Origin of the sequence: Burkholderia sp. AU19243, assembly GCF_018148075.1 — a bacterium.
GTDB lineage: Bacteria > Pseudomonadota > Gammaproteobacteria > Burkholderiales > Burkholderiaceae > Burkholderia > Burkholderia latens_A.
Genome location: NZ_JAGSTV010000004.1, coordinates 95,442 through 108,381 on the forward strand (window position 1 = coordinate 95,442; position 12,940 = coordinate 108,381).

The following is a 12,940-nucleotide window of genomic DNA, read 5'->3' on the forward strand; positions in this document are numbered from 1 at the left end:
GCCGATGCGTCGCGCCGTGCCAGGCGCCGCACCCGCACCGCATGCCCGCCGCGGTCTCGGTTTCCATCATGCGCCGGGCCGCATCACAAGGAGCTTGGATGCCTTACGTCCTGATCGTCGAAGACGATGCCGACACGCGCGCGATGCTCGCGGCGCTCGCGCAAGCACAGCAGCTCGCGTGCGATACGGCCGCGACGCTCGAAGAGGCGCGCACGCTCGTCTCGACGAATACCCCGGATCTCGTGTTGTGCGATCTCGTTTTGCCTGACGGCAACGGGATGGATCTGTTCGATGCATTGCCCAAACGCGGGCATTGCGAAATGGTGTTGACCACCGGTCACGCGAGCCTTGAAACCGCGATCGATGCATTGCGGCGCGGCGCGACCGACTATCTCGTGAAGCCGCTGAACATGCAGCGGCTGAACAGCATCTTCGCGCGCGTGCCGCGCACCACCGCGTTGCACGAGGAAATCGCCGAGCTGCGCTCCGAGCTGCAGCGTCTCGGCCGCTTCGGCCGCATGCTCGGCAGCTCGCCGGCGATGCAGGCTGTCTACGATGCCATCGGCCGCGTCGCGCGCACGGAGGCGTCGGTGTTGCTCACCGGCGAATCGGGCACCGGCAAGGAGCTTGCCGCGCAAACGGTGCACGACCTGAGCCTGCGGCGCCGCGGCCCGTTCCTCGCGGTGAACTGCGGCGCGATCGCCGCGAACCTCGTCGAGAGCGAGATGTTCGGCCACGACCGCGGCAGCTTCACCGGAGCGGAGCGGCAACACAAGGGCTTCTTCGAACGCGCGGACGGCGGCACGCTGTTCCTCGACGAAATCACCGAGATGCCGCTGGAATCGCAGGTCAAGCTGCTGCGCGTGCTCGAAACCGGCCGGCTCACGCGGCTCGGCTCGACGCGCGAGATCGACGTCGACGTGCGGATCGTCGCCGCAACCAACCGCGATCCGGAAGCCGCGATGGCGGAGGGCAAGCTGCGCCCCGACCTCTATCACCGGATCAACGTGTTCCCGATTCCGCTGCCGTCGCTGCGCGAGCGGGGTGACGACATCCCGATGCTCGCCGACGCGTTCCTGCAACGCTACAACGACGAGAGCGGGCGCAACCTGCGCTTCTCGCCGGCCGCGCGCGAGGCGCTGAAATCCTATGCGTGGCCGGGCAACGTGCGCGAGCTGCGCAACTTCGTGCAGCGCGCGAGCATCTTCAGCGACGCCGACGTGATCGACACGCTGCCGCCGCCGATCATGGACGAGCTATCCAGCATGGTCGACGCGCATGAAGACCGCGTGACGGTGCCGTTCGGCACGCCGCTGGAGGAAGTCGACCGCAAGCTGATTCTCGGCACGATCGCGCAATGCGGCGGTGTGAAGGCGCAGGCGGCCGAGGTGCTCGACGTCAGCCTGAAAACGATCTACAACCGGCTCGCACAACTGGAAGACGAAGCGGAAAAGCCGGATTCCTGACCCCATGCGCGGCGCTCACGCGTGGTCGTCCGCGCGATGCCGCGCGTCGCCGGCGAGCTGGCGGCGCATGCGTTCGACATGCGGCGGAATCGCGCGCCGCTCGCGCAAAATCCACGGCAGGCCCGCGAACGCGCGAATGATGCCGCGTTCGCGGCGCAGGTGCGGCAGCATGCGCGCGGTGTGCGCCAGTGCGGCGCCGGCCGGCCATCGCAGCCAGGCGGTCCATACCGCATTGCGAGTCGTCACGCTCACGCGTGCCTTCACGTCCCGCTGCTGCGAAGGGTAATGATGAACCGTCAGATGCGGTGCATATACCAGCCACCGACCCGCGCGGTACAGGTCGAGCGCGAGCAGCGCCTCCTCGCCGCCGAGGAAATAGCGCGGATGATAGCCGCCCGCATCCAGGAACGCGTCGCGCCGGAACGCGGTCGCGCCCGCCAGCAGCCCGAGGATCGGGCGGCCGGGCAGCGCGACGGGCGCATCGAGCGGGCTGTCTGCCATCAGCCGGCAAGTCGGGTCTTCACGCTGTTCCGGCCCGACCAGCACGCGCGCGGTGACGGCCGCGACGTGCGGATGTTCGTCAAGCAGATTCGCGGCCGCGGCGAGCGAACCCGGCGCCCACCACGTGTCGTCGTCGCAGAACGCGACGTACGGCGTGCGCGCGAGCGCCACGCCGAGGTTGCGGCCGGCCGCGCCGAGATTGCGCGGCGCGTGCACGAGCGCCGCATGTGGAAAGCGCTCGCGCACGAGGGCGAGGGTCGCGTCGTCGGCGCCGTTGTCGACGACGACGATCGCCGGCCGATCGGGCAGCTCCGTGAGCCGCGCGAGCGTGCGTTCCAGTTCCGCCGGCCGCCGGTAGGTCAGCACGACCGCGGTCATGCGCGCCTCGTGCGGCGGCCGATGCACGCGCGGGGGCGTTACGCGCACGTGTCGCATTCGAGCCGCCAGTACGCTTCGGGTTCGCGGAGCTCGGCGCGCATGTCGGGCTCGAACAGTGCAATCTGGCTCGCATACGCTTCGACCGCCAACGCCTTCGCCGCCGCGCCGTCGGTGCGGTTGTCCGACTCGGATGGCGCCGCGTCCGGATACGCGATCCAACCCTGCGCGCGCCAGCCGGCCACGCGCTTGGCCATCAGTCCTTCGATGCGCCGATACGGAATGTCTTCGTAGAAGCGCCACACGCGCGCTGCGTCGTCCGAGCGTCCGGACGCGCGCAGCAACGGCAGCACGGCCTGCTGAACCTGCAAATGATCGCGATGGAACAGGCCTGCCGGCGCGAGTACGCCGAAGCCCGGATGCGCGTCGATGGCGTCGGCCAGCCGCGCGGCGATGTCGGTGGAGGCGGCCGGCGCGCCGTACTGATCGTCGAGGAAGTCGAGCCAGAGCGGGCGCGCATCGAGCGTTTCGAGCGCACGGCGGTCCTCGTCGCGGCGGCTGCGCATCGCTTCGTCGGCGGTGCGAAAGCCTGCGCGCCGATCCCACGGTGGCGCGGCCGCATGACGTGGCGGAATGCCGGCGAACACCGTGACGACCACCGAGCCGGGCGCCTGCGCGAGCACCTGCCCGCAACTGAGGACGGCATCGTCGAGATGCGGCGAGATGACGAGCCAGCGTGTCGGAGCGGTCATGTGTCGAAATTCTCCCTCGGAACGATTGTCGGCGGGCGTGCCGGCAGCGATGCGCGAGCATGCGCGCGGTATCGGTGCATCCATCCGGCTCACGGCCGACGATGCCGGCGGAGGGACGCGACGGCTCAAGCGCGGCTGCAGACGCGCAGTGCGCACCGGCTGCAGTCACGCCATCGCATTCACGTCGCCGTCGTCGGCCGGTTCTGCGTGCTGATCTGCGCGAGCATGTGCGACGCGATCTGTGTGCTGCGCACGAGATCGCCCGGCGTGTGATGCACCGCCTGCCGATGGATGAAATAGCGCGCGGTGTGCGCGAGCCCGCTCGCAAGCGGTGTCGTCGCGCGCCAGCCGAGGCGCCGCTGCGCGGCGTCGAGATCGGGCCGCCGCTGGCGCGGGTCGTCGGACGGCAGCGGGCGGAATTCGATCGGCACCTGCGTGCCGACGATTCTCGCGACTTCGCGCGCGACGTCGATCATCGCGATCTCGTCGTCGCTGCCCAGATTCACCGGTTCGCATGCGTCGCCGGGCTCGCCCATCAGCCGGATCAGCGCATCGACCATGTCGTCGACGTAGCAGAACGAGCGCGTCTGCCTGCCGTCGCCGTAGACGGTCAACGGCTCGCCGGCCAGCGCCTGCGTGATGAAGTTCGATACGACCCGCCCGTCGGCCGGGTGCATGCGCGGCCCGTACGTGTTGAAGATCCGCGCGATCCGCACGTCGACGCCGTACTGCCGGTGGTAGTCCATGAAGAGCGTCTCCGCGCAGCGTTTGCCTTCGTCATAGCACGCGCGCACGCCGATCGGATTTACACGGCCGCAGTAGCGTTCGTCCTGCGGATGCACGTCGGGGTCGCCGTACACCTCGCTCGTCGACGCCTGCAGGATGCGCGCCTTCACGCGCTTCGCGAGGCCGAGCAGATTGATCGCGCCGTGCACGCTGGTCTTGGTCGTTTGCACCGGGTCGCGCTGATAGTGCACCGGCGACGCAGGGCACGCGAGGTTGTAGATCTCGTCGACTTCGACGTACAGCGGAAACGTCACGTCGTGCCGCATCAACTCGAAGTTCGGCGCATCGAGCAGGTGCGCGATGTTGTCCTTCGTGCCGGTGTAGAAATTGTCGACGCACAGCACATCGTGGCCCGATGTCACGAGCCGTTCGCACAAATGCGAGCCGAGAAACCCGGCGCCGCCGGTGACGAGTATGCGTTTGCGATCGTAGCCCTTCATCATGCGTTCTCCTTGCGGTGCGCGAGTACACCTGGCGTGGTCGCCACGGGCGTGCGGCGGCTGGCCGCGGTGCCGGCGCGCTGCGGGTGCGCGACGTCGCGGTAGATGTCGACGAGGCGGTCAGTCACGCCGCGCCACGTGTAGAAGCGGTGTGCGCGCAGGTAGCCGGCGCGGCCGAGCGCGTCGCACAGCGCCGGTTGCGCGCGCAGCTGCAGCAGCCGCTCGGCGAGTGCGGCGGGGTCGCGCGGCGGCACGAGGTAGCCCGTGGTGCCGTCGTCGACCGTCGTCCGAATCCCGCCGACGTCGCTGCCGATTACCGGCGCCGCGCACGCCATCGCTTCCACCGGCGTGATCCCGAACGGCTCGTACCACGGAGTCGTCACGAACACGTCGGCGGCGCTGTAGTACAGGTGCAGCGCATCGCGGTCGCGGCGGCCGACGAAGGTCACGCGCTCGGCGATGCCGGTGTCGTGCGCGAGCGCGGCGAGCCGCGCGAGTTCCGGATCGCGCGCCGGGTCGGGTGTGGCCTGGCTGCCGCCGACCACGTAAAGACGCGTCGGCCGTTGCGGATCGCGCGGCATTCGCGCGACGGCGTCGATCACGTTGTCGATGCCTTTGCGCGGCACCAGTCGCCCGAGCTGCAGCACGATGAACGCATCCTGCGGCCAGCCGAGCCGCGCGCGTGCGTCGACGCGCGGCACCGGCCGGAATTCGCGGGCGTCGAATCCGCACGGCACGATCTCGATGCGCGCGGCGTCCGCGTGGTAATGCGTGGTGAGGTCGAGCGCGTCCTGCGGGCATTCGGCGATCAGCCGGTCCGAGCGGCGCGCGAGCGTGTCCTCGATCGCGAAGCGTTCGTCCGGGAAGCCGTCGGCCGCGCCCTGGTGCAGGCGGCGCACGCGGCCGAGCGCATGAAAGGTCGTCACCAGCGGAATGCCGAGGCGCTTCTTCACGCGCAGGCCTGCTTCGCCGGACATGAAGAAATTCGCGTGCATCACGTCGACGGGGTCCGGCTCCCGCCGCATGCGGGCGACCATGTAGTCCGCGAACGCGCCCATGTACGGCAGCAAACGCTCCTTCGGCACGTCCGTGGGCGGCCCGGCCGGCACGTGGATCACGCGCATGCGCGGGCCGATCTGCACGACTTCGGGCAGATGCGGGTTGTCGCACCGCGTGTAGACGTCCACGTCGAGGCCGCGCTCGGCCAGCTGCTTCGCCACGTTCGCGACGTAGATGTTCTGGCCGCCCGCATCCACGCCGCCGATGACGCCGAGCGGCGACGCATGTTCACTGATCAACGCGATTCTTTGCATGGTGTTGCTCCCGAAGTCGGGGCCGCGCAGACGGGCCCCGTTGCGTCCCTGTTCGGCAAGCGGCATGCCCGGGCGTTTGCGGGGGAAACGGCTCACCGATGCGCCGAAAAAATTACAACGCGTTGGATGAAAGGGCGTCTGATCGCGGTCCCGCACGCATGCGCGGCGCACCGGTCCCGGCACGCGGTTTGCGCCACCCGGAATACCCGCCGGTCATGCCGGCACCATGAAGGAGGTCACGATGAAGGTATTCCCGCTGCAAGCCCGCGCACCGCGATTCCGCCGTCAGCCCGCGAAGCGTGTCGGCATGGCGATCGCGATCGCCGCGGCCGCCGCCTGTACGGTCGTCGCGCCGAACGTGTTCGCCGCCGGCGACGACGGCGCGGCATCGTCATCGTCGTCCATGTCGTCGTCGACGCATTCGAGCACCGGCACGAAGATTCGCGACGCGACCATCACGACCAAGGCCAAGGCCGAACTGGTCGGCACGAGCGGCCTGTCGGCCGGCGACATCCACGTGAAGACGCGCCACGGCGTCGTGATGCTTACCGGCAGCGTGCCGGACGAAGCACAGCGCACGCAGGCAGTAGGCGTCGTGCGGAAGATCGACGGCGTGCAGGACGTGCGCAACCAGCTGACCATCCGCCCGAAATAATCCCGACCCTGTCAAAGGAGCACCCCGATGAAGTGCATGCTCAAACCGGTCGGCGAACAGACGATCGTGATCACGGGCGCCACGAGCGGCATCGGCCTCATCACCGCGCGCAAGGCGGCGCGGCGCGGCGCGAAGCTGGTGCTGTTCGCGCGCAACGAGGACGCGCTGAACACGCTGTGCGATGAAATCCGTCAGCACGGCGGGCTCGCGGTGCCGGTTGCCGGCGACGTCGGCAATCTCGAGGACCTGCAACGCGCGGCCGCGATGGCGGTCGACACTTACGGCGGTTTCGACACATGGGTCAACAACGCCGGCGTGTCGATCTTCGGCACGGCGGCCGCGGTGCCGCTCGAGGATCAGCGCCGGCTGTTCGACACCAACTACTGGGGCGTCGTGCACGGCTCGCTCGTCGCGTCCGATCATTTCCGGCGCAAGAGCGATTTCCATGGCGGCGCGATCATCAACATGGGCAGCGAGGTGTCGGACGCGCCGGTGCCGCTGCAAAGCGCGTACGTCGCATCGAAGCACGCGGTGAAGGGCTTTACCGATTCGCTGCGGCTCGAGCTGGAGTCGGATCACCTGCCGGTCTCGGTCACGCTGATCAAGCCGGCGGCGATGGACACGATGTTCGTGATGCACGCAAAGAACTACATGAACGTCGAGGCGAAACTGCCGCCGCCGATCTACGACCCCGAACTCGTCGCCGACGCGATCCTGTACGCGGCCGCGCATCCGCGCCGCACGTTGTTCGTCGGCGGCGCCGCGAAGCTGACGTCGGCCAGCGCGTATCACGCGCCGCGCCTGTTCGATCGCGTCGCGGCCACGCTGTTCTCGCGCGGCCAGCGCACGGTGCGCCCCGCACGGCCGCGCGACGACAACGCGCTGTACGAATCGCGTCATGCGCTGCACGAGCGCGAAGGGATGGAAGGGCCCGTGCTGCGCGCGTGTGCGTACAACGCGGTGGTGCAGCGTCCGAAGGTCGCCGGCGCGGTCGCGCTGGGCACGGCGGCCCTGGTATTCGCCGCGCTGGCGCGCTCGCGCCGCGAGTCGACGTAAGCGCGTTCCTTTCCGTTTTTCAACCGAAGGAGGTTTTCATGTCATCCCGACAACATACGGGCCACGAATACAGCCACTCCCGCGCGCACGAGGGCGAGCGCACGCAGCAGGATCACGACAAGGGCGGGCATCAGACGGGGCACGGCAAGGCGCCGAGCCCGGTCGACGTGCAAAAGGCGCTGAAGGGAATGGACTATCCGGCGACCAAGGACGACGTCGTCCAGTGCGCCGAACGTTCGCATGCGGACAAGGAAGTGCTGGACATGCTGCGGCAGATTCCCGACCGCGAATACACGACGCCGGCGTCGGTGTCGAAGGAGCTCGGGCGGCTGATGTGAGCGCCGCCGCATCGCGCCGCGCGCGCGCCCGCGTGCGCGGCTTCTCACCGTCACGAGGAGGACGAGCATGGCGATGATCGTCGCAGGCCGCTTCACGACGTTCGAGGAAGCGGAAGGTAGTGCGCGCTACCTTTACGAGCGCGCGTTCGGCCCGGACGACGTGTCGATCTTCTTCCTGAATCCAGGCGGCCAGCACGCGCGCTTTCCGATCGGCGGCGACGTGTATGCCGACACGGCCGCGAAGCCGGGCGGCCGCGGCGCGATGGTCGGTGCGATCCGCGGGCTGGCGATCGGCGCCGTCGTCGGGCTGATCATCTATGCGGTGGGCCTGCGTTACTGGTTCGTGCCGGCCGCCGGCGCACTCGCCGGCGCGTATCTCGGCGCGTTCGGCGGCGCGCTTGGCCGCATGCGCGGCGAGCAGGCCGAAGGCAAGGGCACGCTCGCGCAGACCGAGACCGGCGTCATTCTCGCCGCGCGCGTGACGGCAACGACCGCGGCCGCAGCGGAAGACGTGCTGCGCGCGACCGGCGCGCAATCGATCGAGCGCGTCGAAGGCGACTGGCAGGACGGCGAATGGCGCGACTTCGATCCGGTGCGCCGGCCCGACGGAACCACGCAGGACAGCCCGCACTGAGCATGCCGTTTCTGCATGCGCTTGCAACGGCGCACGTGGCGTGCGGCGCGTGCGCTGGCCGGCGAGTGCCGCGCCGTGTGGCACGCGGCTTGCGCTGCGCTCTCGGCACCCGTCCAAGGAGGAAACCATGACTACGGCAAACACCCCGCCGCCCCAGCAGCAGACCCGGCAGCCGGGCACCGAGCGGGACATGAACCCGAAGCCGCGCGACGAAGCGGCCGATTACGTCGGCAGCGGCAAGCTCGCCGGCAAGGTCGCGCTCGTGACGGGCGGCGACAGCGGGATCGGCCGCGCGGTGGCGATCGGCTTCGCGAAGGAAGGTGCGGACGTCGCGATCGTCTATCTGAACGAATCGGACGACGCCGCACATACGAAGCGGCTGATCGAGCAGGCTGGCCGGCGCTGCGAGGCGATCGCGTGCGACGTCGGCGACCGGCAGCAGGCGCGCGACGCGGTCGCACGTACGGTCGAGCGGCTCGGCCGGCTCGACGTGCTGGTGAACAACGCGGGCGAACAGCATCCGCAGCCCGGTATCGAGGACGTCAGCGAGGAGCAGCTCGAGCGCACGTTCCGTACGAACATATTCGGGATGTTCTTCTGTACGCAGGCTGCGCTCGCGCACATGAAGCAGGGCGGCCGCATCGTCAATACCGCGTCGGTCACTGCGTACCACGGCAACCCGAAGCTGCCCGATTACTCGGCAACCAAAGGCGCGATCGTCGCGTTCACGCGGTCGCTGTCGATCGAACTGGCCGAGCGCGACATACGCGTGAACGCCGTCGCGCCGGGCCCGATCTGGACGCCGCTGATCCCATCGACGTTCACGCCCGAGCAAGTCGCGAAGTTCGGCTCGAACGTGCCGCTCAAGCGCCCCGGTCAGCCGGACGAGCTGATCGACTGCTACGTGCTGCTCGCGTCCGAAGGGGCGAGCTACATGACCGGACAGACTTTGCACCCGAACGGCGGTTCGATCGTCGGCGGTTGACGGCTACCCCCACGCAAGGAGAAAGCGCATGAAACAACCCAACTGGACGATCGCGGCGCTGGCCGCCGGTGTGCTGGCCGTGTCGGGGCTCGCGCACGCACAGATGCCGAGCGAGCCGCCCGCCTCGAATTCGCACGTGCCGGGCGGCACGATCAACCCGTCGTCGGGCGCCGGCGCCGCGGGCGATTCCGGCATCGCGAAGGCGCCGCAGGGCGCCGACGCGGAGTTCGTCGACAAGGCCGCGATGTCGGGCAAGGCGGAAGTACAGGCGAGCCAGCTCGCGCTGAAGCAGGCGCAGTCGGCCGACGTGCGGGCATTCGCGAAACGGATGGTCGCGGATCACGGCAAGGCGAACGCGAAGCTCAACGAGATCGCCGCGCGCAAGGGCATGAAGCCGCAGGTCGAACAGATTTCGGATCCCGACGTCGAAGCGCTGCGCGGCAAGAGCGGGCGCGACTTCGACACCGCGTATCTGGCGGCGGCCGGCCCCGATGCGCACAAGAAGGCGGTCGCGCTGTTCGAGAGCGAGGCGCGCGACGGCCGCGACGCGCAGCTTCGCGCGTTCGCGAAATCCACGCTGCCGACGCTCAAGCATCACCTGAGCATGGCAGAGGCGCTCGCACGCAAGGTGGGCTCGCAATAACGCGCGCCCGGTTCAACCCCAGGGCCGCACGTGCGGCCCGCTTTTTCGGAGAAGCAGTCATGGCCCAACGGCAATCGAAGCACGAAGGCATCCTCGAACTGCTCTGCCAGGCATACGAGACCGAGCTTGGCGGCGCGAAAATCTACGAGGCCGCGCTCCAGTGCGCGACCGACGAGGACCTGCACAAGGAATGGGAAAAGTACCACCGCGAGACGATGCATCACCAGGAAGTGCTGCGCAAGGTATTCGAAACGCTCGGCCTCGATCCGGATACGCAATCGCCGGGGCGCGCGGCGGTGGCGGCGACCGGCCAGTCGCTGGTCCAGGTGATCGAGCAGGCGAAGAAGCAGGCCGACCCGGCAGTCGCGCAGGTCGTCGCGGCTGAATGCGTGGTGCTCGCCGAGACCAAGGACCACCTGAACTGGGAACTGATCGGCTATGCGGCGGAGCAGCTGCCGGACAGCAATGCGGCGAAGGTGCTGAAGGCCGCCCACGATGAAGTCGAGGCCGACGAGGACCACCACCTGTATCACACCCGCGGCTGGGCGCGCGAGATGTGGATCGAGTCGATGGGCTTCAAGGCCGTGCTGCCGCCGCCGGAGGAAGTGAAGAAGGTCGAGTCGGCCGCCGATGCGGCGCGCGCCGAAAAGTCGCGCGGCAAGATGATGTAACGGGTAGCGGCACATCCGGGCACATCCGTTCGGCCGGGCCTTGCCGCTTGTGCGGGGGCTCGGCTTTTTTCTTTTCGTCTTTCGGGTATCCGATGTGGTTGCGGTCACAACCAGTCACCGCATTGCGAACCTTCCGCGTCACGTGAGCACGTCGACCGCCATCACGACCACCGACGCCGCCATCAGCACGACAGCGAGCCATCCGAAGCACTTCGACACGACACCGGTGCCCGGCCGGCCCTCCGCATCGCGGCGCTGCGACAGCAGCATCACCAGCACGAGCATCGGCACCGCGGCAATGCCGTTGAGCACCGCGCTCCAGTACAGCGCCTTGATCGGATTGACCGGGCTGAAGCAGATCGCGATGCCGACGAGCACGCACAGCGCGAGCACGGCATAGAATCTCGGCGCGCGCCGTACCGGCTCGTTCAGCCCTTCGCGAAACCGCCACGCTTCGGCGCAGCCGTACGCGGCGCTGCCGGCGAACGCGGGAATGGCGAGCAGCCCGCAGCCGACGATGCCGAACGTGAACACGAGAAACGCCGCTTCGCCTGCGATCGGCCGCAGCGCTTCCGCAGCCTGCGCGGTCGAACCGATGTCGTGCTTGCCGTGCGTGAAGAACTCGGCCGCGCCGATCACCATGATGCAGAACGACACCGCGTTGGTCACGATCATTCCGGTCCACGTGTCGATCGTGATGCGCCGTTCGGTGTCGCGCCGCGCGGCTGGCGCGCATGCGGCGTCGCCGTTGCGGCGCTCGGCCTGCGTTTCCTCGACCTCGAGCGCGGCTTGCCACACGAACAGGTACGGGCTCAGCGTCGTGCCGAGTACCGCGACCGCCGTCGTCGCATAGTCGTGCGTGAATGCGACGTGCGGCAGCACGATCGCGTGCAGCAGGCTGCCCCAGTCGACGTGCACGAATGCGAGCTCGATCACGTACGCGAGCAGACCGAGCGTCATCCACTTGAGCCAGCGCGCGTAGCGCTCGTACGACATCAGTACCTGCAGCGCGAGCGATGCGATGCCGTAGATAGGCGCATACCAGTAGCTGCGTCCGCCGGCGACGAGTGCGGTCGCGTCGCCCATCGCGGCGAGATCCGCGCCGACGTTCACGACGTTGACGATCACGACCATCACCACGAGCGTCTTCGCGAGTCCGTCGGAGAAGTGTTCGCGGATGCCTGCGACGAGACCCTTGCGATTGCTGCGGGCGACGAATGCGGACGCAAGCTGCACGACGACCATCATCGGCAGCGTGACGACGATCATCCACAGCATGTGGAAACCGAACTGGCTGCCGGCCTGCGCATAGACGGCGACGTTGCTCGGGTCGGCGTCGGATGCGCCCGCCAGCAGGCCCGGGCCGAGCCGCCGGTACCACGGTTTGTCGGCGGGTTCGGCTGCCGCGGCAGCGGCGCCGCGCGCTGCATCGTCGTTGCGCAGATCGCTCATTCGGCGTCACCGTGCTCGCCGGCGGGGCCGCGCGCGAGGCGCGACGCGGTGCGCAGCGCGTCGACGAGCGTCCGGTACGCGTGCTCGCGCGAATCCGCGCCGCGGGTGCGCAGCACGTACGACGGATGATACGTCGCGACGACGAGACTGCCGCCCGGTGCGCGCACCGGCTTGCGCGTGCGCTCGAGCGTCGCGTCGTTGTCCTGGAGCACCGCACGCAGCGCGGTCGCGCCGAGCGCGACGATCACGCGCGGCGCGAGCGTATCGAGTTCGCGCTGGAGCCAGTAGCGGCACGCGGCGACTTCACGCTGCGCGGGCGTCTTGTGCAGCCGCCGCTTGCCGCGCGGCTCCCATTTGAAATGCTTGACCGCGTTGGTCAGGTAGACCTGCGTGCGCTCGATCCCGGCTTCGTCGAGCGCGCGATCGAGCATCCGGCCCGCTGCGCCGACGAACGGGACACCCGTGCGGTCTTCCTGGTCGCCCGGCTGCTCGCCGACGAGCATGATCCGCGCATCGGCCGGCCCTGCGCCGGGCACCGGCTGCGTCGCGTGCTCCCACAGCGAACAGCGGCGGCATGCGTCGAGCGTGGCGGGCGCGTCGTCGTCGGCGGTCCGGGCCGCGCCCGTGGCGGGCTTTGCGCGTTTGGCGGGCGCTGATGGCGCCGACGGCCGCGACGGCGATGAAGGCGGTGCGTGCGTCGCGCGCGTCATGCGGCACCTCCCCCGCATGCGTGTGGTCGGCACGCGGCGTCACGCGTGGCCTCACACACCCGCGTGCGGGCGGCAGACGGATCGACGGCCCCGGAGGGCCGGAACATCGGCAATGCGCGCATCTACGGCTCCCGTGTCGGCGATATCGATCGCATGCAGCAAC

The 12,940-nt window shown here is 69.0% G+C and carries 14 protein-coding genes; 8 read left to right on the forward strand and 6 right to left on the reverse strand.

Annotation, left to right across the window (positions count from 1 at the left end; all coding sequences use genetic code 11):
* Positions 1-98 precede the first annotated feature (98 nt).
* Positions 99-1,466: a sigma-54 dependent transcriptional regulator gene (locus KDW55_RS09295; protein WP_209825795.1), complete on the forward strand. Its 1,368-nt coding sequence runs from the start codon at positions 99-101 to the stop codon at positions 1,464-1,466.
* A gap of 15 nt (positions 1,467-1,481) precedes the next feature.
* On the opposite strand, the gene KDW55_RS09300 is transcribed toward KDW55_RS09295, so the two are convergent.
* The 4 genes from KDW55_RS09300 to KDW55_RS09315 all read right to left on the reverse strand — a co-directional run bounded on the left by KDW55_RS09300 (position 1,482) and on the right by KDW55_RS09315 (position 5,633).
* Positions 1,482-2,402, reverse strand: a complete 921-nt coding sequence (locus KDW55_RS09300; RefSeq protein ID WP_069242149.1) for a glycosyltransferase — start codon at positions 2,400-2,402, stop codon at positions 1,482-1,484.
* A complete protein-coding gene (locus tag KDW55_RS09305; RefSeq protein ID WP_038572146.1) occupies positions 2,384-3,094 on the reverse strand; it encodes a PIG-L family deacetylase in 711 nt (236 codons plus the stop codon). Before KDW55_RS09305 ends, KDW55_RS09300 begins: the two co-directional genes overlap by 19 nt.
* 179 nt (positions 3,095-3,273) lie before the next feature.
* Complete coding sequence (locus KDW55_RS09310; protein ID WP_038572144.1) at positions 3,274-4,320, reverse strand: UDP-glucuronic acid decarboxylase family protein; 1,047 nt, start codon at positions 4,318-4,320, stop codon at positions 3,274-3,276.
* Entirely contained in the window at positions 4,320-5,633 is a 1,314-nt protein-coding gene (locus tag KDW55_RS09315; RefSeq protein WP_038572141.1) for a glycosyltransferase family 1 protein, read from the reverse strand. The genes KDW55_RS09310 and KDW55_RS09315 overlap by 1 nt, the downstream gene beginning before the upstream one ends.
* 241 nt (positions 5,634-5,874) lie before the next feature.
* On the opposite strand from KDW55_RS09315, the gene KDW55_RS09320 reads away from it, so the two are divergent.
* The 7 genes from KDW55_RS09320 to KDW55_RS09350 all read left to right on the forward strand — a co-directional run bounded on the left by KDW55_RS09320 (position 5,875) and on the right by KDW55_RS09350 (position 10,615).
* Complete coding sequence (locus KDW55_RS09320) at positions 5,875-6,288, forward strand: BON domain-containing protein (protein ID WP_212161248.1); 414 nt, start codon at positions 5,875-5,877, stop codon at positions 6,286-6,288.
* 27 nt (positions 6,289-6,315) lie between these two features.
* Positions 6,316-7,344 carry an SDR family oxidoreductase gene (locus KDW55_RS09325; protein ID WP_038570502.1) on the forward strand — a complete coding sequence of 343 codons (1,029 nt, stop codon included), beginning with the start codon at positions 6,316-6,318 and terminating at the stop codon, positions 7,342-7,344.
* 38 nt (positions 7,345-7,382) lie between these two features.
* Positions 7,383-7,682, forward strand: a complete 300-nt coding sequence (locus KDW55_RS09330; RefSeq protein WP_038570501.1) for a DUF2795 domain-containing protein — start codon at positions 7,383-7,385, stop codon at positions 7,680-7,682.
* Between the two features lie 67 nt (positions 7,683-7,749).
* A complete protein-coding gene (locus tag KDW55_RS09335; RefSeq protein WP_038570498.1) occupies positions 7,750-8,316 on the forward strand; it encodes a hypothetical protein in 567 nt (188 codons plus the stop codon).
* Positions 8,317-8,443: 127 nt separating this feature from the next.
* Positions 8,444-9,301 (forward strand): SDR family oxidoreductase, encoded by an 858-nt coding sequence (locus KDW55_RS09340; protein WP_038570495.1) that lies wholly within the window; start codon positions 8,444-8,446, stop codon positions 9,299-9,301.
* A 28-nt stretch (positions 9,302-9,329) separates the two neighbouring features.
* On the forward strand, positions 9,330-9,944 hold the full coding sequence (locus tag KDW55_RS09345) for a DUF4142 domain-containing protein (protein WP_038570492.1): 615 nt from the start codon (positions 9,330-9,332) through the stop codon (positions 9,942-9,944).
* 59 nt (positions 9,945-10,003) lie between these two features.
* A complete protein-coding gene (locus KDW55_RS09350; RefSeq protein ID WP_038570488.1) occupies positions 10,004-10,615 on the forward strand; it encodes a DUF892 family protein in 612 nt (203 codons plus the stop codon).
* Positions 10,616-10,753: 138 nt separating this feature from the next.
* On the opposite strand, the gene KDW55_RS09355 is transcribed toward KDW55_RS09350, so the two are convergent.
* Positions 10,754-12,067: a divalent metal cation transporter gene (locus KDW55_RS09355; RefSeq protein WP_212197924.1), complete on the reverse strand. Its 1,314-nt coding sequence runs from the start codon at positions 12,065-12,067 to the stop codon at positions 10,754-10,756.
* The gene (locus KDW55_RS09360; protein ID WP_059545927.1) at positions 12,064-12,777 is read right to left on the reverse strand and encodes a UdgX family uracil-DNA binding protein; all 714 of its coding nucleotides are present in this window, start codon (positions 12,775-12,777) and stop codon (positions 12,064-12,066) included. The genes KDW55_RS09355 and KDW55_RS09360 overlap by 4 nt, the downstream gene beginning before the upstream one ends.
* Between the last annotated feature and the right edge of the window lie 163 nt (positions 12,778-12,940).